General features: G+C 77.6%; 20 protein-coding genes. 7 read left to right on the top strand and 13 right to left on the bottom strand.

Translation table 11 applies throughout. The features are described from left to right. Positions 1-66: 66 nt before the first annotated feature. The gene (locus ACI8AD_RS00865; protein WP_456868636.1) at positions 67-678 is read left to right on the top strand and encodes a DUF4234 domain-containing protein; all 612 of its coding nucleotides are present in this window, start codon (positions 67-69) and stop codon (positions 676-678) included. 11 nt (positions 679-689) lie between these two features. On the opposite strand, the gene ACI8AD_RS00860 is transcribed toward ACI8AD_RS00865, so the two are convergent. The 4 genes from ACI8AD_RS00860 to ACI8AD_RS00845 form a co-directional block, all read right to left on the bottom strand. Beyond that, positions 690-2,018: a diacylglycerol/lipid kinase family protein gene (locus ACI8AD_RS00860; protein WP_456868635.1), complete on the bottom strand. Its 1,329-nt coding sequence runs from the start codon at positions 2,016-2,018 to the stop codon at positions 690-692. Between the two features lie 32 nt (positions 2,019-2,050). Continuing rightward, complete coding sequence (locus ACI8AD_RS00855) at positions 2,051-3,805, bottom strand: alpha/beta hydrolase (protein WP_456868634.1); 1,755 nt, start codon at positions 3,803-3,805, stop codon at positions 2,051-2,053. A gap of 73 nt (positions 3,806-3,878) precedes the next feature. Then, positions 3,879-4,790 carry a DUF5996 family protein gene (locus tag ACI8AD_RS00850; RefSeq protein ID WP_456868633.1) on the bottom strand — a complete coding sequence of 304 codons (912 nt, stop codon included), beginning with the start codon at positions 4,788-4,790 and terminating at the stop codon, positions 3,879-3,881. A gap of 44 nt (positions 4,791-4,834) precedes the next feature. After that, positions 4,835-5,344: a DUF5709 domain-containing protein gene (locus ACI8AD_RS00845; protein ID WP_456868632.1), complete on the bottom strand. Its 510-nt coding sequence runs from the start codon at positions 5,342-5,344 to the stop codon at positions 4,835-4,837. A 290-nt stretch (positions 5,345-5,634) separates the two neighbouring features. Here ACI8AD_RS00845 and ACI8AD_RS00840 point away from each other — a divergent pair, with 290 nt between their 5' ends. Beyond that, complete coding sequence (locus ACI8AD_RS00840; protein ID WP_456868631.1) at positions 5,635-8,430, top strand: AAA family ATPase; 2,796 nt, start codon at positions 5,635-5,637, stop codon at positions 8,428-8,430. Here the strand turns inward: ACI8AD_RS00840 and ACI8AD_RS00835 are convergent. Next, positions 8,387-9,064: a TetR/AcrR family transcriptional regulator gene (locus tag ACI8AD_RS00835; RefSeq protein ID WP_456868630.1), complete on the bottom strand. Its 678-nt coding sequence runs from the start codon at positions 9,062-9,064 to the stop codon at positions 8,387-8,389. The genes ACI8AD_RS00840 and ACI8AD_RS00835 overlap by 44 nt on opposite strands. A gap of 200 nt (positions 9,065-9,264) precedes the next feature. On the opposite strand from ACI8AD_RS00835, the gene ACI8AD_RS00830 reads away from it, so the two are divergent. The 3 genes from ACI8AD_RS00830 (at position 9,265) to ACI8AD_RS00820 (ending at position 10,889) form a co-directional block, all read left to right on the top strand. Continuing rightward, positions 9,265-9,444, top strand: a complete 180-nt coding sequence (locus tag ACI8AD_RS00830; protein WP_089403635.1) for a hypothetical protein — start codon at positions 9,265-9,267, stop codon at positions 9,442-9,444. A 102-nt stretch (positions 9,445-9,546) separates the two neighbouring features. Then, positions 9,547-10,563, top strand: a complete 1,017-nt coding sequence (locus tag ACI8AD_RS00825; RefSeq protein ID WP_456868629.1) for an alpha/beta fold hydrolase — start codon at positions 9,547-9,549, stop codon at positions 10,561-10,563. Positions 10,564-10,604: 41 nt separating this feature from the next. After that, complete coding sequence (locus ACI8AD_RS00820) at positions 10,605-10,889, top strand: DUF6510 family protein (protein ID WP_456868628.1); 285 nt, start codon at positions 10,605-10,607, stop codon at positions 10,887-10,889. Positions 10,890-10,996: 107 nt separating this feature from the next. Here ACI8AD_RS00820 and ACI8AD_RS00815 read toward each other — a convergent pair whose 3' ends face one another. The 5 genes from ACI8AD_RS00815 to ACI8AD_RS00795 all read right to left on the bottom strand — a co-directional run bounded on the left by ACI8AD_RS00815 (position 10,997) and on the right by ACI8AD_RS00795 (position 14,527). Then, positions 10,997-11,428, bottom strand: a complete 432-nt coding sequence (locus ACI8AD_RS00815; RefSeq protein WP_456868627.1) for a CBS domain-containing protein — start codon at positions 11,426-11,428, stop codon at positions 10,997-10,999. A gap of 31 nt (positions 11,429-11,459) precedes the next feature. After that, entirely contained in the window at positions 11,460-12,170 is a 711-nt protein-coding gene (locus tag ACI8AD_RS00810; protein ID WP_456868626.1) for an FAD-binding oxidoreductase, read from the bottom strand. Between the two features lie 17 nt (positions 12,171-12,187). Further along, positions 12,188-12,793, bottom strand: coding sequence for a molybdopterin-dependent oxidoreductase (locus tag ACI8AD_RS00805; RefSeq protein ID WP_456868625.1), 606 nt, complete (start codon positions 12,791-12,793; stop codon positions 12,188-12,190). A 150-nt stretch (positions 12,794-12,943) separates the two neighbouring features. Further along, entirely contained in the window at positions 12,944-14,275 is a 1,332-nt protein-coding gene (locus tag ACI8AD_RS00800; RefSeq protein ID WP_456868624.1) for a dihydrolipoyl dehydrogenase family protein, read from the bottom strand. Positions 14,276-14,329: 54 nt separating this feature from the next. Next, entirely contained in the window at positions 14,330-14,527 is a 198-nt protein-coding gene (locus tag ACI8AD_RS00795; RefSeq protein WP_456868623.1) for a hypothetical protein, read from the bottom strand. Positions 14,528-14,771: 244 nt separating this feature from the next. Between ACI8AD_RS00795 and ACI8AD_RS00790 the strand changes: the two genes are divergently transcribed. Then, complete coding sequence (locus ACI8AD_RS00790) at positions 14,772-15,368, top strand: peroxiredoxin family protein (RefSeq protein ID WP_456868622.1); 597 nt, start codon at positions 14,772-14,774, stop codon at positions 15,366-15,368. A 38-nt stretch (positions 15,369-15,406) separates the two neighbouring features. Here the strand turns inward: ACI8AD_RS00790 and ACI8AD_RS00785 are convergent, their stop codons facing one another. Continuing rightward, on the bottom strand, positions 15,407-18,250 hold the full coding sequence (locus ACI8AD_RS00785; RefSeq protein ID WP_456868621.1) for an ATP-binding protein: 2,844 nt from the start codon (positions 18,248-18,250) through the stop codon (positions 15,407-15,409). A gap of 489 nt (positions 18,251-18,739) precedes the next feature. Between ACI8AD_RS00785 and ACI8AD_RS00780 the strand changes: the two genes are divergently transcribed. Then, positions 18,740-20,092 (top strand): epoxide hydrolase family protein, encoded by a 1,353-nt coding sequence (locus ACI8AD_RS00780; RefSeq protein WP_456868620.1) that lies wholly within the window; start codon positions 18,740-18,742, stop codon positions 20,090-20,092. Here the strand turns inward: ACI8AD_RS00780 and ACI8AD_RS00775 are convergent. Together ACI8AD_RS00775 and ACI8AD_RS00770 are read right to left on the bottom strand one after the other, a co-directional pair. Continuing rightward, positions 20,008-20,451: a VOC family protein gene (locus ACI8AD_RS00775; protein WP_456868619.1), complete on the bottom strand. Its 444-nt coding sequence runs from the start codon at positions 20,449-20,451 to the stop codon at positions 20,008-20,010. The two genes, ACI8AD_RS00780 and ACI8AD_RS00775, sit on opposite strands and share 85 nt — an antisense overlap. 29 nt (positions 20,452-20,480) lie before the next feature. Next, the gene (locus ACI8AD_RS00770) at positions 20,481-21,746 is read right to left on the bottom strand and encodes an epoxide hydrolase family protein (RefSeq protein ID WP_456868618.1); all 1,266 of its coding nucleotides are present in this window, start codon (positions 21,744-21,746) and stop codon (positions 20,481-20,483) included. Between the last annotated feature and the right edge of the window lie 33 nt (positions 21,747-21,779).

Below are 21,779 nucleotides of genomic sequence, written 5' to 3'. Positions count from 1 at the left end.
GGCCGCGGGTGGGGCCGCTAGCGTCGGCCGGGCCGCCGTCGGCACCCCCTCCCCAGGAGGCGCGTCATGACCTCGCCCGAGGACCCGGGACCGCTGCAGTCGACCCGGCCTGCCGCACCCACCGAGCCGTGGCAGGTCCCCGCACCGCCGCCGCCGGCCCAGGCGTCCGGGCCGCCGCCGGCCCAGGCGTACGGGCAGCAGGCGTACGGGCAGCAGCCGTACGGGCAGCAGGCGTACGGGCAGCAGGTGCCGCCGCCCCGCGGCCCCGAGCAGCCCATGCCGGCCCCGCCGGCGGCCGACCTCTACGCCCGGCCCACCGGGCCGGTCGGGCGGATCCGGCCCACCGGCCTGACGATGCTGCTCTTCTTCATCACCCTCGGGATCTGGGGCTTCGTCTACTACTACCAGGTCCAGGAGGAGATGAAGCGGCACAGCGGTGAGGGCATCGGCGGCCTGATCGCGCTGCTCATCGCGCTGTTCTTCGGCGTCGTGTCGCCCTTCGTGCTCAGCCACGAGGTCGGGGGGCTGTACACGCGCACCGGTCGCCGGCCGCCGGTCACCGCGCTGACCGGGCTGTGGTACTTCCCGGGCATCCTGCTGCTGGTCGGGCCCTTCATCTGGTTCGTGCAGACCAACCGGGCGCTCAACGACTACTGGGCCGGCCTCGGCGCCCGCTGACCCGGCGCCGGCTACCGGGACGCTGCGACCGACGGCACCCGCGGTGGGTGCTGCCGGGGGTCGCCCCCGGCCGCGATGCGGACCAGCGCCCGCAGCGCCGGCAGCGCACCCACGGGCTCGATCGCCGAGGGTGAGGCGCCGGGGTGGTGGCCGGCGATGCGGACCCGGAGGGCGGCCGGGCGGGCCCGGAAGACCAGCGGCGGCTCCAGCACGGCGGCCTCCCCGTCGACGCCGACCGGCACCGGCAGGGTCGCCGCGACCCGGAACTCGGGGGTCGACCACTGGCGCAGCAGGCGCCGCGGCGGCCCGGCCCGGCCGCCGCTGGGCGGGTCGACCACCGTCACCCCGAGGACGCCCTGGTCGATCGCCGGGCGGGTGCCCGCACCGGCGGCCCCGCCCAGGCGGTACTGGTTGTTGCCCACCAGGATGACCGCCGCCCCGCGCAGGGTGCGGCCGCCGGGCGTGGGCCAGCTCAGGTCCTGCGACCCGCCCTCCGCACCCAGGGACCGGGGCAGTGTGCCGAGCAGCGTCCGGACCTTCGCCGCCCGGTAGCCGCGGCTCTGGACCGCCTCGGCGTAGACCCCCAGCGAGACGTTGTTGACGAAGACCCGCCCGTTGACCTCGGCGAGGTCGACCACCCGCTCGTCCCCGTCGACGAGGGCGTCGAGCGCCCCCACCACGTCCTCCCGGTCCACGCCGAGGTCGACGGCGAAGTGGTTGCGCGTCCCGGCCGGGATGCACGCGAAGGGCAGGCCGGCGTCGGCGGCGAGGGCGGCGACCACGGCCTGCGAGCCGTCGCCGCCGGCCATGCCCACCGCGTCGGCGCCGTCCTCGACCGCGCTCCGGACGAGCGCCGCGAGGTCCTCGCCCGGCTGCAGCTCCAGCACGGTGATGCCCCGGTCCCGTGCGGCCGCGCTCAGCCCGGTCCGTGCCGCGCGGCCGTCCCCCGACCGCGGGTTGACGACGACGACCGGCCGCCGCGGGCGCTCGGCGGGAGGGAGGGTGACGTGGGTGCGGAAGGCCGCCCGGGCCGCGACGTGCCACACCACCGCGCCGACCGCGAGCAGGAACAGGGTGCGCAGGTACCCGGCGTCGATGAGCAGCAGGACGCCGCCGGCCAGGGCCGCGCCCGCCACGGCGAGACCGGCGACGCGCCCCCAGCCGCGGCGGAGCACCCCCTCCCACACCCCCGCGGCGACCAGCGCGGCGCAGGCGAGCAGGAGCAGCCCGCGCGGGAAGTCGTCCACCGCCGCCCGGAGGCCGAGCAGCAGCACCCAGGCCGCTGCCAGGAGCGACGTGACCGCGGCGACGCGGCGCCGGCGCCCGTGCCGTGCCCGCACCGGTCGGCCAGGTGGTCGTCGACGGTCCCGCATCACGCACCGGCCGCCACGAGCTCGCGCAGCTGCCGCGCCCGTCCGGCGTCCCAGCCCGGGGGCTGCAGGACGTGCGCCCACGCGTCGACGTACTGGGTCCGGTAGACGTGCCCGTGCCCCTCCGGCACGTTGCCGGCCGAGGGCAGGTCGGCCGTCAGCTGCCAGAAGGTCACGAACGGGATCCACCGCACGGCGTGCACGACGTCGTCGCCGCGGTGCTCCTCCAGCCAGGTCGGGCGGGCGTACAGCAGCTCCGGGGTCCACCACACGATGGGGTCGGAGGCGTGCATCAGGTAGAGCACCCGGGAGCCGTCCCACGGCTCGCCGGTGGGCGCGACCTCCTCGGCGGGGTCGTCGGTGAACCGCACCGTGCGCCCGTCGCGGTACTCGGGCGCGACCTCGCGGCTGTCCGCGTCGCGGTCGCTGACGAACTCCCGGTACAGCGTGTTGAACTCCGGCGGGCCGGCGAACACCGCCCCGCCGGTCCGGTTGCGCAGGTCGTACTCGCCGCTGAACGCGGTCTCGCCGCCGAAGGAGCCCAGGCTCTCCCCGGCCACGAGCAGGCGCGGCCGGTCGTCGAGCGGCAGCCGGTTCCAGCGCTCGTACACCGCGTCGAAGAGCTCCCGGCCGGCCTCCCGGGCCCGGTCGCTGTCGACCAGGTAGGAGAGGACCGACGGGAGGTAGGAGTACTGGATGGCCACCGTGGCGCTGTCGCCGCCGGTGAGGTACTCGAGGGAGTCCACCGCGCCGGGGTCGACCCAGCCCGAGCCCGTGGTGGTGACCACCAGCAGGTGCGCGCGGTCGAAGCCGCCGGCGCGGGCGAGGTCGTCGACGGCCAGGCGGGCCCGCAGCTCGGCGGTCGGCGCCGAGTCCAGCCCGGCGTAGGCGCGCACCGGCTGGCGGGCCGCGGCCCCGGTGAAGGCGCCGATGTCCTCGGCCGACGGGCCGGTGCCCACGAACGTGCGGCCCTCGCGGCCCAGGGAGGTCCAGCTGATCAGCGACCCGGGTCCGCCCGAGCGCTCGGGCACCGCGGGCTGCGCCACGCCGTCGTCGGTCCGGTCGTTGCGCACGGAGAAGGCCCGGTCGGCGGCGGCGACGAGCTGGTCGACCACGACACCGGTCACCAGGAGCACCACGCCGGTCAGGACGACGGCCCAGCCGAGCAGCCGGGCGGCGCGCGCGCCGATCCACCGGTCGAGCAGCTGCGCGGTCCAGTGGCCGGCGCGCCGGATCGCCCGCGCCAGCGCGACGAGGACGACGAAGACGACGCCGGCGACCAGCGGCACGACGACGACGGACACCGCGCTGTCGGCCGGCGCGTCCATCAGCTCCCGGATGCGCGCCTGCCAGTAGCGGCCGTACACCGTGGCCGCCACGACGCAGACCAGCGCCACCCCGGCCAGGACGAGCCACGAGCGCCGGCGGGCCGGCCGCGGGTCCCGGTCGACCAGTGCGCGCCAGGCCGCGGCGGCCGCCACCCCGACGCCGTAGCCGAAGGCGGCGGTGATGCCGCTGATGAGGCCCTGGGTCAGCCCGGTGCGGGGGAGCAGGGACGGGGTGAGCGACAGGCAGAAGAAGACGAGGGTGCCGACCGTGCCGGGCAGCGTGTAGCGGAACGGGCGCCGGCGCGGCCGCGCGACGGCCGGGCGCCGGGCGCCGCCGGCGCCGGTCCGGTCACCGGCGGGCCGGTCCTGCTGGTCCCGCGGCTCCGGGACCGGTACCGGGAGGGTCTCCCGGGAGGCGGAGCTGGACACGGCGGCCTCCGTCCTGCGGGGAGCAGGACCGAGGGTCCGCCGCACCGTCCCTCCCCGGCAAGGGGTCCGGCCCTCAGGACCCCGTCGGGGCCGGCGCGCCGGGCGGGTCGGGCCAGTCGCCCGTCCTCGCCGCGGCGTCGTGGGTCGAGGTGAGGAACCGCAGCAGGTGCGCGTCGGGGTCGGCGGCGGCCCGGACGTCGGCGTAGGGGAGCAGGAACTCCCCGAGGGCCCCGTCGTAGGCCGCGCCGGCCGGCTCGACGGCGGCCTCCCGGTAGCCCGGGGGCTCCGGGTAGGCGTAGGCGTAGAACGCGCCCTCGGCGGCGCCGCCGGGCCAGTACCCGCAGCTGGAGACCTCCTCGCTGTAGGCCTCCTCCATCACCCGGTCCGGGCAGTTGGGCACGCCTCCGGGGTGTCTCGGGGCGGGGCGGCCGGAGAAGCGGGTCGTGGCGAGGTCGAAGGCGCCCCAGAAGAAGTGCACCGGGCTGGCCTTGCCCCGGAACCGGCCGCGGAAGACGCTCAGCACCCGGTGCGCGCTCACCAGCGAGGTCCAGAAGCGGTGGACGGCCTCGGCGTCGTAGCTCGCGTGCTCCTCGTCCCGGTCGAACGGGATCGCGTCGGGCAGCTCGACCGGCACCGGCCGGAGGGGGACGTCCACGCCCAACTCGGTGAGGTGGGACCGGAACTCGCGGTGGAAGTCGGCGACGCTGCGCGGCTCGAGCGCCATCCGGCGGGTCGCCCCGGTCGTGGTGTGCACCAGCAGCCGGTGGTCGGTGAGGTCGAACAGCACCTCCAGCCCCAGCCCGCTGCGGACGGGCACGAGCGAGGTGGTCAGCCCCCGCGCGGTCACGTACAGGGGCACCTGCCACCAGTGGTTGACCTCCGGCGCCAGCGCCAGCCGGACCTTGCCGACGACCTGGGTCCACAGGTGCAGCGTGTCGCGGGTGTCCTGCCACCCCGCCACCGGCAGCGCCGGCCAGCCGTCCACCGCGGCGCCGGTGGTGGCGTCGTCGCGAGCCGCGCCCCCCGCGCTCAGGACGGGTCACCCCAGGCCGCGGAGCGGTCGGGGTCGCGGTCGGCGACGACGTGTACGGCCGCCTCCTCCGCCGAGGCGGCGGCCGAGTCGATGCCGGCGTCGGCGGCGTGCAGCTCGGGCTCCTCGTCGTCCCACTCGCCGTCGTCCTCGACCAGCCGGCCGGCCCGCCGGTCGCCGACCTCGTCGTCGAGCGGCTCGCCGTCGGTGTCGGAGGTGTCGCCGAGGCCGTCGCCCTCGACCCGCCCGTCCTCGAGCCGGTCGGTGTCGGGCAGCTCGCGGGCCAGGCGGCCGCTGAGGCTCTCCCCGGCGGACTCCTCCCGCTCGGTGGTGCCCCACTCGTCGACGCCCCACGGCCGCTCGGCCGGGGACCAGCCGGTGTCGAGCACGTCCTCGACACCGTCGAGGTCCTCCAGGGTGTCCTCGGCGTCGAGGAGGCCGGTGTCCTCCTCGGGGTCGGTGCCGTCGGTGTCGTAGATGCCGTCGGTGCCGAAGCTCCCGGTGCCCATGCCGGCGCCCCTCCCGGTCGGTGGCCGGCGGTCGCCGACCGCCCGCCGCTGGTGCGGCGAGCATCGGGTCCGGCATAGCGAGCCTGCATCGGTCATCTGACTGAGCGCGCACGTCCCGTCGCGGCGACGGACGCCCACGGGCGTGTCGGGCGACCGGGCCGGCCGCGTGCGCGGGGCGGTTGTCCGCCCCCGGTTCGCGAGAGAGGCTCTCGCTTCCACGGGGGCCGGTCGGCCGTCCGTCCCCCGCCGGCCGGTCGGGACGGGACGGCTCCGAGGCGGAGGGGACACCGGTGGACGACGGCGACGCAGCGCACCCGGCGCAGGGACTCGTGGGCCGGTCGGAGGAGTCCGCCCTGCTGACCGCCTTCCTCGACCGGGCGGCCCGGTCCGGCGCGGCCCTGCTGCTCACCGGCGAGCCGGGGGTCGGCCGGACGGCCCTGCTCGACCTCGCCGCGCGGGCCGCGGCCGCCTCGGGCACCCGGGTGCTGTCCTCGGCGGGCGCCGAGCTGGAGGCGGAGGTGCCCTTCGCCGGGCTGCACCAGCTGCTCGTGCCGGTGCTGGACGAGTGGGCCGCGCTCTCCCCGCTGCACCGCGGCGCCCTGGCCCGCACCCTCGGCTACCAGGCCGGCCCGCCCGCCGACCGGCTGGTCGTCTCCACCGCCGTCCTCACCCTGCTGCGCCGGGTCACCGACGGCGGGCCGGTGCTGGTGGTGGTCGACGACCTGCAGTGGCTCGACCGGGCCAGCGTCGCGGTCCTCGGCTTCGTCGCCCGCCGGCTCGCCGGCGCCCGGGTCGGGCTGCTCGCCGCGTCCCGCACGGGCGACGACGGGTCCCTCCCGCCGGCCGGCCTGCCCGAGCACGAGGTGCGGCCCCTCGACGACGGCCCGGCCGCGGAGCTGGTGGGCAGCCGCCACCCGGCGATGGCCGTGCGGGTGCGCCGGCGCGTCGTCGCCGCGGCCCGGGGCAACCCCTTCGCGCTGCTCGAGCTCCCGGCCGAGCTCAGCGGGCGGCAGCGCGCCGCCCTCGAGGCGCTGCCCCCGGTGCTGCCGCTGGGCCGCCGGCTGCGGACCCGGTTCGCCGGCCGGGTGGCCGGCCTGCCGCCCGCCACCCGGCGGCTGCTGCTGCTCACCGCCCTGGAGGGCACCGGCGACCTCGCCGTCCTGGGCGCGGCCTCGCCCGGGGAGGACTGGCTCGACGTCCTGGCCCCGGCCGAGGAGGCCGGCCTGGTCCGCGTCGACGCGGACACCCAGCGGGTGTCCCTGCGGCACCCGCTCACCGGCTCGGCCGCCGTCGAGCTGGCCACCAGCGGCGAGCGCCGCCGCGCCCACCTGGCGCTGGCCGACGTCCTCGCCGACCAGCCCGACCGCCGGGCCTGGCACCTGGCCGAGGCCGCCGTCGGCTCCGACGGGCAGGCGGCGGACCTGCTCGACGAGGCCGCGCACCGGGCGCTGCGCCGCGGCGACGGCGGACGCGCCGTCGCCGCGCTGCTGCGCGCCGCCGACCTGAGCCCCTCCGGTGCCCCGCGGGCCCGCCGCCTGGCCCGCGCCGCCTACCTCGGCGCGCGGGTCCTCGGCGACCTGCGCAGCGTCCCCTCCCTGCTGCTGCAGGCCCGGCGGGCCGACCCCGACGGCGGGGACGCCCTGCCGACGGCGCTGGCCGCCGCCGCCCACCTGTTCCTCGGCACCGGCGACGCCGACAGCGCCCACGCCGGCCTGGTCCGGGCGATCGGGTCGGCGCTGCGCGGCCCGGTCGGGTCCGGCGACCTCGACGAGGCGCTGTCGGACCTGCTCGACGTCTGCTGCGCCGCCGGCCGCGCCGACCGGTGGCCCCCCTTGGAGGCGGCGACCGCCCGGCTGGGTCCCCGGCTCGGGCCCGTCCTCGCCGTCGCCCGCACCACCCTCGGCGCCCCGGCGCGCACCACCGCCGCCGACCTGCGCCGGCTCGACGACGTGCTCGCGGGGATCGACGCCGAGGCCGACCCGGCGCGGATCGTGCGGATCGGTGCCGCCGCCCTCGCCGTCGACCGGCTGGAGGAGTGCCGGCCGGCGCTGTGGCGGGTGGTCTGGGACGGCCGGGAGGGCGGTGCCGCCGGCTCCGCGGTCGGCGCGCTGGTGCTGCTGTGCCGCGACGGCTTCGACGCGGGCCGGTGGGAGGAGGCCCGCCGCACCGCCGAGGAGGCCGTCGAGCTGGGCGAGACGCTGGGCCACCGGCTGCCCGCCCTCACCGCGACCGGCGTCCTGGCGCTGCTCGCCGCCGCCGAGGGCGACGGGACGACCGCCCGCGCGCTGGCCGCCCGGCTGTCGTCCTGGGCGGGCCCGCGCGGCCTGCGCGGGCTGGAGCACGCCGCCTGCCGCGCTCGCGCCCTGGCGGCGCTGGCCGCCGGCGACGTGGAGGAGGCCTACCGGCAGGGGACGGCGGTCGGCCCGCCCGGGGTGCTGCCGCCGCACCTGCCGGTGGCCCTGGAGGTCCCCCTGGACCTGGTCGAGGCCGCGGTGCGCACCGGCCGGCGCGCGGAGGCGGCGGCGCACGCGGCGGCGCTGCGGGAGCTGGAGGTCGTGCGGCTGCGTCCCCGGCTGGCCCTGCTGGCGGCCGGCTGCGCCGCGCTGGCCGCGCCCGACGACCGCGCCGCGGCCTGCTTCGAGGAGGCGATGGCGGTGCCCGGCGCCGACCGCCACCCCTTCGAGCACGCCCGGGTGCGGCTGGCCTACGGCGAGCACCTGCGCCGTGTCCGGGCCACGGGCGCCGCGAGGCTGCACCTGGCCGCCGCGCTGGAGGCGTTCACCCGGCTCGGGGCCCGGCCGTGGGCGGCGAGGGCCGAGCACGAGCTGCGGGCGACGGGCGTGTCCCGCTCCCCGGCCGGGCGGGCCGCCCCGGTCGAGCTCACCCCGCAGGAGCACGAGATCTCGCTGCTGGCCGCGTCGGGGCTGACCAACAAGCAGATCGGCGCGCAGCTCTACCTCTCGCCGCGGACGGTGAGCGCGCACCTGTACCGGGTGTTCCCCAAGCTCGGCATCTCCTCCCGCGCGGCGCTGCGGGACGCGCTCAGCCGCGTCCCGCAGGAGGCCGGGGACCGGGGGCCGGCGTGACCGGCGGGTGCCCCGCCGGCGGGAGTCCGCACGGCCGGGCGCCGTCGACCTCCAGCAGCCGGCGCAGCTGCGCGTAGGCCGCCTCGGTGGCCGTCGGCAGGTGGTCGGCGTGCCCGCCCCGCCACGACCGCACGGCCAGCCGCAGCACGACCAGCCCGAGGGCCGCCTCGGCGACGACGTCGTCGTCGGGTCCGGGCAGGCCGCGCAGCTCGGCCAGCCCCTGCGCCAGCCTCGTCTCGACGTCGCGCTGGACGGCGAGCGTCCGGCGCATGAGGCCGTCGTGGCCGAGGACGATGCCGTCGCGCAGCGTCAGCGACGGCAGCTGCGACTGCAGGTGGCCGGCGAAGTGCACCAGCACCCGCAGCAGCTGCCGCGACGGTTCGGTCTCCCCGTGCGCGGCGGCGACGGCGGCCTGCAGCGCGGTGCCGAAGCCCGCCACGTAGTCGAAGACGACCTCCTCCTTGCTGCCGAAGTGGCGGTAGAAGGTGGCCGGCGCGACGTGCGCCTCGCGGCAGACGTCCTCGACGGTGACCTCGTCGAAGCCGCGCGCGGCGAACAGCCGCAGCGCCGTCTGCTCCAGCCGCTCGCGCGTCTGCCGGCGCTTGGCGTCACGCAGCGAGGCGGTCGCGCACATGGCTGGCTCCGGGGGCGGCTGGGCGTCGTCGGCGGGGTGCCGTGAGGGGCATCCTGCCCGGTCAGGGCGCCGCCGGGCAGGCCCTGGCGCGTCCCGGCGGCAGTCGCATGACCGATGCGGCGGCCGCGGCGCCCGGAGACGGTGTCCCCGGGCCGGCGGCACCGGCCCGGGGACACCGGACCGAGGCGAGGGAGTGGGCCGTGCCGACCTACCGGATGGTGTACGGCGACGGCGAGCAGGTCGTCCGCGAGACCTTCGACGACGTGGTGGTCGAGCGCGAGGACGGCTGGACCGTGCTGTTCCGCGGCAACTCGGCGATCCTGCGGGTGCAGGACGAGCACGTGCAGTCCCTGGAGCGGGTCGAGCCGCAGCCGGGCTGACGCCGCCCGCGGCCGGCGGTGGGCCCGGTCACATGACCGATGCCCCGCCACGGTGACCTGCGCAGACTCGGCGCACGGCTGGCCTGCCGAGAGGAGCCCGACATGACCCGCCCCACCGGTGGCACCCCCGGGCCCGGCGGCTCCGGCGGTGGCTCCGGCGGTGGCTCCGGCGGTGGCTCCGGCGACGGGTTCGCGGGCTTCGCGCAGGCGCAGCTCCCGGTCGGGGACGTCACCCTGCGGGTGCGCTCGGGCGGCTCGGGGCCGCCCCTGCTGCTGCTGCACGGCTACCCGGAGACGCACCTGATGTGGGGCGGCCTCGCCGGCGCGCTGGCCGAGGAGTTCACCGTGGTCGCGCCGGACCTGCGCGGCTACGGCGACAGCTCCAAGCCGCCGACCGTCCCCGGCCACGAGACCTACGGCAAGCGGGCGATGGCCGGCGACGGCGTGCGCCTGATGCGCCGGCTCGGCTTCGACCGCTTCGACGTCGTCGGCCACGACCGCGGCGGGCGGGCGGCCTACCGCATGGCCCTCGACCACCCGACGGCGGTGCGCCGGGTGACCGTCATGGACGTCGTCCCCACCGCCGAGGTGTGGGCCCGCGCCGACGCCCGCACCGCCCTCGGCTACTGGCACTGGGCCTTCCTCGCCCTGCCCGAGCCGGTGCCCGAGCGGCTCATCGCCCCGGACCCGGAGTTCTTCTTCTTCGACGCCGAGTTCGGCGGCGCCGTCCGCGGCTTCCGGCCCGAGGCGGTGGCCGACTACGCCCGCTGCGTGCGGGACCCGGCCGTGGTGCACGCCATCTGCGAGGACTACCGCGCCGGGGCCACCTGCGACCGGGACGACGACGAGGCCGACCGGGCCGCCGGGCGGCGGATCGGCTGCCCGCTGCAGGTGCTGTGGGCCGGCCGTGGCGCCCTGGAGGCCTGGTACGACACGCTGGCCGTGTGGCGGGAGTGGGCCGACGACGTCACCGGCGAGGCGCTCGACAGCGGCCACTTCCTGGCCGAGGAGCGGCCGGCGGAGACGCTGGCGGCGATCCGCCGCTTCCACGGCGACGGGGGGAGCCGCGCGGCGCAGCCGCTGCGCGGGGTGCCCGCCGCCCGCCGGTCCGGACCGTGAGGACGCCCGCGCCGCGGGGCGCGGGGGAGGGGAGACACCCGATGAGCGACCCGACGGGCGAGCCCGACCGCCGACTGGACGGCAACGCGGCGGCCGGTGTGCTGACCGAGATGATGACCCTGGACCCGACCACCGCGATGGTCACCTGCGCGCACTGCGGCAACCGGGCGGCGCTGGGCGCGCACCTGGTCTACGCCGACGCCCCGGCCATGGTGGTGCGCTGCCCGGGCTGCATGCAGGTCGTCATGCGCTGCGCGTCCGACGACGGCGGGCGGCGCCTGGAGATGAGCGGCGTGCTGCTGCTGGCCGCACCGCCGGCCGGCTGACCGCTCGCGGGGGACGATCCGCGGGCCGAGTGCGCACCCGTGGTCGGCGGCACGCGCCGGCCCGCCGGGCGGGCGGCGGCACCCGCCGCCTCGCGCGGGCCCGGACCTCAGACCGTGCCGGGCACCGCCGGCGCGGGCCCGTCGAGCGAGACGCGGCACAGGTCGAGCATGTCGACGATGCCCGCGAGCCTGCCCTCGGCGAGCACCAGCAGGTGGTGCAGGCGGTGGTCGACCATGGCGCGCAGCGCCTCGGGGACCGGGGTGTCCGGGGCCACCGTGACCGGCGGGCCGGACACCACGTCGCTGACCCGCAGCTGCTCGAGGTCGTGGCCGTCGGCCACCGCCTGGCTGACGTCGGCGTCGGTGACGATCCCGATCGGGACGCCGGTGTCGTCGGCGCGGGTGACGACGAGGGCGGTGTCGCCCGACCGCTTCATCAGGTAGGCCGCCGCGGCCAGGTGCGCCCGCAGCTCCACGCTGGTGACCGGGGGACGCATCGCCGACCCCACGGTCGGCGGTGCGCCGGCGGGAGCGGTCATGGCTCTCCTCGGGACGTCGGGGCGGTCGCGGTCACTGCGGGTCGGTCGAGCCGCCGAAGCGCTCGAGCCGGATGCTGCGCGGGTCGTGGCCGAGGTCGACGAGGGCGCCGGCGACGGTCTCCACGAACACGGTCGGCCCGCACACGAAGACCCTCGGCCGGTCGGCGGGTGCGAACGCCTCCCGCCGCAGCAGGTCGGCGTCGATGCGGCCGGTGCGCCCGGTCCAGCCCTCCGGCGCGCCGCGGGTCAGCGTGACCGTCGTCTGCGCGCCGAGGAGCTCCTCGCCCAGGACGTCGCCGGCGTCACGGGCGGAGTACAGCAGCCGGACCGGGGTGGGGTCGCCGGCCCGGCGGGAGTGGTCGAGCATCGCCAGGAACGGGGACACCCCGGCGCCGCCGGCCACCAGCTGCACCGGCCGCCGCTGCTCCGCCGGGGTGGCGGCGTCGGCGGCGGCCGACCAGACGAAGTAGCCGCCGATCGGCCCGCGCAGCTCCAGGACGTCGCCGGGGCGCATGTCCTCGGTGAGGTAGGGCGACACCTCCCCGCCGTCGAGGTCCTCGACGAGCAGGTGCAGCTGCGGGTCCTCCGGCGGCGAGGCGATCGAGTAGCTGCGCTGCGCGGTGTAGCCGTCCTCGGCCGTCAGCCGCACGTCGACGTGCTGCCCCGGCAGGTGCCCGGGCCAGCCGTCCACGTCGAAGACCAGCCGCCGGACCCGCGCGCTCGCGGGCCGGCTGCCGGCCATCCTGGCCTGCAGCCAGGTCAGTCGCCGCTGTACCGCTGCTCGAGCCACGGGTCACCGCGGTCGTGGTAGCCGAAGGTCTCCCAGAAGCCGGGCTCGTTGGTGCGGGTCAGCATCAGCCCGCGCACCCACTTGGCGCTCTTCCAGAAGTACAGGTGGGGGACGAGCAGCCGCGCCGGGCCGCCGTGCTCGGGCGCCAGCGGTTCCCCGTTGTAGGTGTCGACCACCCACGCCCGCCCGCCGGTGACGTCGTCGAGGCGGTGGTTGGTGGTGTAGCCGCCGTCGCTGAACGCCAGCACGTGGGTGGTCCGGGTGCCGACGTCGGCCAGCAGGGTGTCGACCGCGACGCCCTCCCAGCGGGTGTCGAACTTCGACCACTTGGTCACGCAGTGGATGTCGACGGAGATGGCCTCGCGCGGCAGGGCCCGGAACTCCTCCCAGGTCCAGGTGCGCGGGGTCTCCACCTCCCCGCGCACCGAGAAGTCCCAGCGGGCCAGTGGGGTGTGCGGCGTCGGTCCGGCCGACAGCACCGGGAAGCGGCTGCCGGTGTCGTACTGCCCCGGTGGCAGGCGGTCGTCGGTGGTGCCGGACCTCCGGCGGCCGAACCCCCGAGAGACCAGTGACATGGCTGCCCTCCTCCTCGTGCGGCGGCCCCCGGCCCGTGCCGCCGGGGCCGCCGCCCGCCGGTCCCACCCTGTGGGGGACCGCGCGGGCCGGCATCGGTCAGATGACCGTCGCGCCGGTGCGCGGGGCCGGCGCGACGGGGTCGGGGACGGTCAGCCGCTCCCGGCCGCGGCGCGCAGCCGGAGCAGCGCCTCCAGGAAGGCCTCGGAGAAGGTCGGGAACGGCTGGATCACGTCCTCGAGCACCTCCAGCGGCACGCGGGCCCGGATGGCGAGGGTGGCCTGCTGCAGCCACTCCCCGGCGGCCGGTCCCAGGGCGTACGCCCCGGTCAGCCGGGTCCCGTCGGAGACGAGGGTGAGGAAGCCGGGCTCGGTGTCGTACGAGCGCGTGTAGGTCGCCGTGCGCGCCACCTGCGACAGCGGGACGGTGACCGTGACCGGGCCGTCGGCGGCGCCGACGGCGGCGGCCTCCGGGTCGGTGTAGGTCACCCGCGGGACGGCGGAGTAGTCGACCGTGCGGGGCCGGCCGAGGATGTTCGACGCCACCACGCGCGCCTGGTACTTGCCGACGTGCGTGAGCGGCCAGGGGGTCATGACGTCGCCGACGGCCCACAGCCCCTCGCGGGCGTTGCACCGGGTGTCCAGTCGCAGCTCCTCGAGGCCGACGGTCTCCAGGCCGATGTCGTGCACCCGGGGACGGCGGCCGGTGGCCACCAGCAGCCGGTCGCCGCGCAGCTGCTCGCCGCCGGACAGCTCGAGCACGAACTCGCCGTCCGCGTAGCGGGCCGCCGACGCCATCCGGCCCAGGTGCAGGCCCACGCCCTCGGCGGCCAGCGCCGTGCCCAGCGCCGTGCCCAGCGGCCGCGGCTCGCGGGAGAGCAGGTGGTCCATGCCCTCGACGATCGACGCCGAGCCGCCCAGCCGGGTGACGGCCTGGGCCATCTCCACGCCCACCGGGCCGCCGCCGAGGACCAGCAGGTGGCGGGGGACCGCGGTCGTGCTCGTCGCCTCGCGGCTGGTCCAGAAGCCGGGCAGCTCGCGCAGGCCCGGGACCGGCGGCACGAACGGGTCGGAGCCGGTGGCCACGACCACGTGCTCGGCGGTGTGGATCTGCCCCGAGACCGCCACCCGGCCGTGGCCGGCGAGGCGGCCGTGGCCGCGGATGACGTCGATGCCCTCGCCCTCGGCCCACTTCACGGCGCCGGAGTCGTCGTAGTCGGACACCATGAAGTCGCGCCAGGCGAAGGCGGCGGCGGTGTCGAGCGGGCCGGTCACCGCCTGCGCGGCGCCGGGTGCCCGCCGCGCGCCCGCCAGCGCCTCCCCGGGCCGCAGCAGCGTCTTCGACGGGATGCACGCCCAGTAGGAGCACTCCCCGCCGACCCGCTCGCGCTCGACGACGGCCACCCGCCGGCCGCCCTCCGCGAGGCGGGCGGCGCAGTGCTCCCCGGGCGCTCCGCCGCCCAGCACGATGACGTCGTAGTCCACGTCTGCTCCTCGGGTGCGTTCCTCGGGGGTCAGGGACCCGCCGGTCCGGGGCGGTCAGTGCCGGGCGCCCTCGACGACGGCGGTCGCCTCGGCGACGGCCTCGTCGGCGGTGCGGCCCTGCCGGCGGGCCACGATGTAGCCGGCGTACCAGTCCGACCAGTGGTGCGGCGGCCCCACCGGCTCGTACTGCCCGTGGTGCTCCTCGGCCTCGCGCAGCAGGCCGGCCAGCGTCGCGACGTCCATCTCGTCCACGGTGTGCTCCTCGTGATCGCCGGACCCGGCACCGACCGGCGCCGGTCGGGTCCAGGCTGGCCCGGTGCCGCCGGCGGCGAGCCAGGGACAGTCCCTGGTCCGGCGCCTGGTCCCGGGGATCCGCGGGCGGGCCGGGACCCGACCGGGGACCGGCGGGCGAGGGGCCAGGGCATCTGCCGGGCGCGACCGGCCGCGGGGGCGGTGCAGGCTCGTCGGCGACGGGGCCGGAGGAGAGGGGCATCCCATGCGTTCGGACATCACGCCGGGCGGCGTCTTCCCCGACTACACCCTGCCCGACCACACCGGCACCGAGCGCACCCTCGGCGAGCTGCAGGGCGGCGACCCGATGGTCCTCCTGCTCGCGCGCGGCCACTACTGCCCGAAGGACCACCAGCAGCACCTGGAGCTGGCCGCCGCCCAGCCGAGGTTCGCGGTCGCCTACACCCGGATCGTCACCGTCAGCACCGACGACCACCGGTCGCTGCAGGAGTTCCGGGCCTCGGTCGGCGCGCAGTGGACCTTCCTGTCCGATCCCGCGCGGGTCGTGCAGCGCGACCTCGACATCCAGGAGTACACCGACCCCGAGAACGACCCGATGATCCCGCACACGCTCGTCCTCAAGCCCGGCCTGGTCGTGCACTCGGTCTACAACGGGTACTGGTTCTGGGGCCGGCCCTCGCTGGCCGAGCTGTGGCGCGACCTGCGCGCGGCGACCGCCGAGGTGCGCCCCGACTGGGACCTCGGCGCGCCGGGGCTGCGCGAGGCCTGGGACGCCGGGGACTGGTCGCACTTCCACGGCTGGGACCGCCGCCTGCGCACCGGGGCCCGCGTCGCCGGGTGAGCCGCGCCCCGGGGGGACCCGGAGCGGGCGCCGGGCGCTCAGGCGTCGGCGCGGGCCAGTGCGGCGACCAGCTCGCGGCGGGAGCCGATGCCGAGCTTGGTGAAGACCTTCCGCAGGTGCCACTCGACCGTGCGGGGGCTGAGGAACAGCTGCGTGCCGATCTCGGGGTTGGTCAGCCGCTCGGCGGCCAGCCGGGCGATCTGCGCCTCCTGGGGGGTCAGCTCGTCGAGGGTCGCCACGACCCGGCGCCGCGCCGTCTCCCCGGTGCCGGTCAGCTCCTGGCGGGCCCGCTCGGCGAAGGCCTCCATGCCCATGTCGACCAGCATCCGGTGGGCGGTGCGCAGGTGGTCGCGGGCCTCCCGGCGCCGGCCCTCGCGGCGCAGCCACTCCCCGAACAGCAGGTGCGCGCGGGCCAGCGCCACCCGGATGCCCGTGCGGCCGAGGCGCTCGACGGACTCGCGGTAGAGCGCCTCGGCCTCCTCGCCGCCGGTGAGCAGCGCCCGGCAGCGGGCGTCCACGCCGAGCGCCCAGTCGGTGCCGCTGGACCGCGCGAAGGTGCCGAACCGCTCCGCGGGCCCGGTGGCCCGCTCGGGCCGGCCGCTGCGGACGGCCGCCTCCACCACCTCCGGCTCCACCCACGTCCACAGCTCGAGCCCGTCGGCCTTGCGGGCCGCCCCCTCCGCGGCGGCCAGCGCCTCGTCGTACCGGCACAGCCCGAGCATGAGCACCGACGTCGTCCAGTCCGCGGAGATCAGCCACAGGCCCTCGCCGCGCCGCACGACGTCCTCCCGGCTGGCGTCGACCAGCGCCCGCGCCTCGGCCTCGCGGCCGCGCCAGGTGGCCAGGGAGACCGCGCCGTAGGGGGTGACCCGGCTGCCGATCGCCTCGGTGACGGAGGCCGCCTCACCGACCAGGGACGTCGCCACGGCGAGGTTGCCAGCGAACAGCTGCATGCTGAACCGCTCGGTGAGCGCCATCGGCAGCAGCGACAGCGCGCCGGTCCGGCGGGCCACCCGCACCTGGCGCTCGCTGAGCACGTCCCAGCTCAGGTCGTCGAACAGCGCCCGCGCGGTGCGGCAGGCCAGCCACAGCCAGCGCAGCGCGTCGTCCTCGGGGAGCGGCTCGTCGCGCAGCGCGGCCAGGGCCTGGTGCAGCACCGGGACGCCGGCGCCGGGTCCCTGGGTCAGCAGCAGGGCCAGCCCGTCGAGGAGCAGGGCGCACGACCGCGGCAGCGCGCCGGGGGAGGGGCCCCACCCGGCGGACAGGACGGCGGCGGCGACGTCGCGCAGGTCCCCGCCCCGGGCCTCCCGCCCGGCGGCCACCGCCGCTGCGAACGCGTCGAGGTAGGTGGCCCGGGCCAGGGTCGCGTCCAGCGGCTCCAGCCGCCGCGCGGCCGACAGCAGCAGCCGGGGCGCGTCCCGGCCGCGGGTCGCCGCGAAGGTGACCTGGGCGGCCAGCAGCTCCGCCCGGGCCCGGTCCAGCTCGTCGAGCGGTCCGGCCTGCGCGGTGGACACCAGGTCCAGGGCCCGCTCGGGCGCCCCGGCGAGGTTGGCCGAGTGGGCCGCGGCCAGCGCGCGGCGGGCCCGCCGCCCGGGGCCGGGGGTGAGCGCCACCGCCCGGTCCAGGAAGACCGCCGCGGCGGCCTGCCCGCCGCGGGCGCGCACCCGGACCGCCGCCGCCTCCAGCTCGGCGGCGACGTCCTCGTCGAGGCCGCCGGTCCCCTGCGCCCGGTGCCAGGCGCGGCGGTCGGGGTCGGTGCCCGGGTCCAGGCACGAGGCCAGCGCGCGGTGCGCGGTGCGCCGCTGCTCCGGGGAGGCCGCGCGGTACACCGCCGAGCGCACCAGCGGGTGCCGGAAGCGGACGTGCGTGCCGATCTCCACCAGCCCCGCGTCGGTCGCGGGGACCGCCGCGTCGGGGCCGATGCCCACCCGCTCGGCGGCCCGCCACACCAGGACCGGGTCGCCGACCGGGTCGGCCGCGGCGATGAGCAGCAGCCGGCGGGTCACCTCGGGCAGCGGGGTCAGCCGGCGGCGGAAGCTGTCCTCGATCCGGCCGGCCAGCGGTGTGGCGTCGGGCAGCCCGAAGCCGCCGGCGAGCTCGGCGGGCGTGCGCCCCCGCGGGAGCTCGAGGAGGGCCAGCGGGTTGCCGTGGCTCTCGGCGACGACTCGGTCGCGCACCCGCGGGTCGAGCGTGCCGGTCACCGCCGAGTCCAGCAGCGCCCGGGCGTCGGTGGTGCTCAGGCCACGCACCTCGAGCTCGGGCAGGCCGGTGAGGGTGGGCTCCCGGTCGGAGGGCCGGACGGCGAACACCATCGCCACCGGCTCGGCCGCGAGCCGGCGGGCGACGAACTCCAGGGTCTGCGCGGAGGCCTGGTCGAGCCACTGCACGTCGTCGACGACGCAGACCAGCGGCCGCTCCTCGGCCACCTCCGACAGCAGGGTGAGCACGGCCAGGCCGACGAGGAAGCGGTCGGGCGCGGCGCCGGCCCGCAGCCCGAAGGCGGTGCCCAGCGCCTGCTGCTGCGGCGCGGGCAGCGTGGCCAGCCGGTCGAGGTGCGGGCTGCACAGCTGGTGCAGGCCGGCGAAGGCCAGCTCCATCTCCGACTCCACGCCGGCCGCGCGGGCCACCTGGCAGCCGACGGCGCGCTCGAGCAGGAAGTCGAGCAGGGCGGTCTTGCCGATGCCGGCGTCCCCGCGCAGCACCAGGACCTGGCTGCGGCCGGCCTTCGCCGCGGCCACCAGCCCGCTCAGGGTCTCGCACTCGGTGCGCCGGCCCAGCAGCCCGGGCCACGGGCTGGTCCGGGGGAGGGCGGACGCCGGCTGCGGCACGGTCGGGCGGGCACGGCGGACCGGTGCGGCCGTCCGGCGGCGGAGGTCGGTCACGGCGGCGGGGTCACGGCCGCCGGGGGCAGGGGCGGCAGGGTAAGGGGCGGCGGGGTCGGGGGCGCCGGGGTCAGGGGCGCCGGGCCCGCGGGCAGGGGGTCCGGGAGCTGTGCCGCACCGCAGCGGGCGACGGGTTCCGGGTGTGCCATCGAGGGTCCCCTCGGCCGAGCCGGTCGTCGCAGGTCTCGCGACGCACCTCTCCGGGATGCAGGACTGACGACGACGAGAGTCCCTCTCGCGAGTCCGCAGGGGAACAGGCAGCGGGCCGGGAGCCCGGTGGTCCGGCCGGACCCCGGGTGGCGGTGACCCTCCGTCGCCGGACGTCACTCCGGACACCCGTCCGCGCCGCCCGGCCGGCGCCGGGGTGCCCCCGGCCGGAGCAGCGCCAGGGGGTCTCCCTGGCGCGCGTCCCGGGCGCAGCGGACGAGGGTCGAGCCGAGCACCCCGCTCACCACCGCTCGCCGCGTGCGAGACCGCGAGGAGGCACCCGTGACCCGGTCGACCGTCCCCACGACGTCCGCTGCTCCGCAGGAGTCCGGCGCCGCCGTCCGCCCGTTCCGCATCGAGGTCCCCGACGAGGCCCTCACCGACCTGCGCCGGCGCATCGAGGCGACCCGCTGGCCCACGCGGGAGCTCGTGCCCGACCGCTCGCAGGGCGTCCAGCTGCGGACCGCGCAGGAGCTCGCCCGCTACTGGGCGACCGAGTACGACTGGCGCCGCTGCGAGGCGCGGCTGAACGCGCTGCCGCAGTTCCGCACCGAGATCGACGGCGTGGACGTCCACCTCCTGCACGTGCGCTCGCCGCACGCCGACGCGCTGCCGATGGTCATGACCCACGGCTGGCCCGGCTCCGTCGTCGAGATGCTCGAGGCGGTGGGACCGCTCACCGACCCGACGGCGCACGGCGGGCGCGCCGAGGACGCCTTCCACCTGGTGCTGCCGTCCCTGCCCGGGTACGGCTTCTCCGGCGAGCCGGCCGAGACCGGGTGGGACGTCGCCCGCGTCGGGCGGGCGTGGGCCGAGCTCATGCGCCGGCTGGGCTACGACCGCTACGTCGCCCAGGGCGGCGACGTGGGCGCCGGCGTCACCGACGCGATGGGCCGCCAGGCGCCGGAGGGGCTGCTGGGGATCCACCTCAACCTGCTCGTCACCGCGCTGGCCGGCGGGCTGCCGGGCGACACCGAGCAGGAGCGCGCCGCCCTCGACGCGATCGCCACGTTCCGGTCGAGCGGCTACGCGTACTTCCTGCAGCAGGCCACCCGGCCGCAGACGATCGGCTACGGGCTGCTCGACTCACCGGTCGCCCTGGCCGCGTGGCTGCTCGACCACGACACCGACGCCTACCACAAGATCTCCCGCGCCTTCGTCGACGGGCAGCCGTCGGGGAACCTCACCCGCGACCACGTCCTGGACAACGTCACGCTGTACTGGCTGACCGGCACCGGGGCCTCGGCGGCCCGGTCCTACTGGGAGAGCTACGGCCCCGACGCCCCCGCGGCGGCCGCTGCCGGGCAGACCCCGCCGCCGGTCACCGTGCCGGTCGGGTTCACCACCTTCCCGGGCGAGATCTGGCGCACCCCGCGCAGCTGGGCCGAGCAGAGCTACCCGACCCTCGCCTACTTCAACGAGGTCGACCGGGGCGGTCACTTCGCCACCTGGGAGGAGCCCGAGCTGTTCACCACCGAGGTCCGGGCCGCGTTCCGCCCGCTGCGCGCCCCCCAGGTGCCCGGGCCCCTCGTCGTCGCAGGGGTGGGCCGTCAGCGGCCCGGCAGGCGCTCGGTGATCTCCTGCAGCACCCAGCCGTTGCCGTCGGGGTCGCTGAACACCGCGTGGGACTGGTAGCTGCGGCCCTCGGGGTCGCGACCGGGCTCGCGCACGCCCGGGTCGTCGGGGTGGAAGCGGCCGGCCGAGCCGTGGAAGACCTCGCTGACCGCGGCACCCCGCTCCAGCAGCTCGGCGCGGGTGGCCTCGATGTCGCGGGTGACGAGCAGCAGGCCCTGCAGCGACCCCGGGGTCATGGTGGTGACCCCGGTGCCGAAGCTGATCGAGCAGCCCGACCCCGGTGGGGTCAGCTGCACGATGCGGAACCGCTCGCCGCCGACGATGTCGGCGTCCTCCCGCCACCCCAGGCCCTTGTAGAAGTCCTTGGCGCGGTCGACGTCGGAGACGGGCAGGACGACGACCTCGAGGCGCAGGTCCATGGGAGGGACTCCTCTCTGCTCGGAGCGCGTCAGCGCGGCTGGGGGACCCGGGGGCCGCGCAGGGACCGGAAGCCCGCGCGGAGCTGGTCGACGAAGAGGCCGGGCTGCTCCCACGCGGCGAAGTGCCCGCCCTTGGCGACCCGGTCGTAGTGGACCAGGCCCGGGTAGGCCCGCTCCGTCCAGCCGCGCGGGGCCTCGTACTGCTCGCCGGGGAAGACGCTGACCGCGACCGGGATCTGCACGCCCTTGGCGTCGAAGAAGCCGCCCCGGTACTCCCAGTAGAGCCGGGAGGCCGAGACCCCCGTGGTGGTCAGCCAGTAGAGCGTGATGTTGTCGAGCACCTCGTCGCGGGTCAGCTCGCCGGTGTCGCTGCTCTCCCGCTCGAGCGCCTGCGCCACCGCCGCGGCGGGCTGGCCGTCGGCGTCGTTGTGGTCGAGCAACCAGGCGGCCAGGCCGACGGGGGAGTCGGCGATGCCGTACAGGGTCTGGGGGCGGGCGGCCATGTAGCGCGCGTACTCGACCTGCCGGTAGGTGCGCAGCAGTTGCTCGCAGGCGCGCCGCTCGTCGTCGGCGAGCCCGTCCGGCGGCGGGCCGCCGGCCACGAGGACCCGGTCGACGTCGGCCGGGACGACGGCGGGCATGTTGGTGTGGATGCCGAGCAGTCCCTCGGGGGCCTGCAGGCCCATCTGGTCGACGACGAAGGCGCCCCAGTCCCCGCCCTGGGCCACGTAGCGGTCGTAGCCCAGCCGGGTCATCAGCTGCGCCCACGCCCGCGCCATCCGCTCCGGTCCCCAGCCCGGACCGGTCGGCTTGCCGGAGAACCCGTAGCCGGGCATCGAGGGGATCACCACGTCGAAGGCGTCGGCGGCGCTGCCGCCGTGCGCGGTGGGGTCGACCAGCGGCTCGATGATCTTCAGCTGCTCGATCACCGATCCGGGCCAGCCGTGGTTGACCACCAGCGGCAGGGCGTCGGCGTGCCGGGAGCGCACGTGCAGGAAGTGGATGTCCAGGCCGTCGATCTCGGTGGTGAACTGCGGCAGCGCGTTGAGCCGGGCCTCGACCCGCCGCCAGTCGTAGTCGGTGGCCCAGTGCCGGGCGAGGGCCTGCATCGTGGCCAGCGGCACGCCCTGGGAGGTGTCGGGGACGGTCTCGCGCTCGGGCCACACGGTGGCCTCGATCCGGCGGCGCAGCTCGGCGAGGGCCGCGTCGGGGACCTCGATCCGGAACGGGCGGATCGCGGCACCGTCCGGCTCCTGGGCGGCGGGGATCGGCGCGGGCGCGGTCGACCGGGACATGCGGGCCTCCTGCGGTGGGGCGGCCGGCCCGGC

The sequence above is a fragment of the Geodermatophilus sp. SYSU D00766 genome (assembly GCF_054049915.1).
Note: the sequence above shows the minus strand (reverse complement) of the source record. Positions and strands in the feature narration are given on the sequence as shown.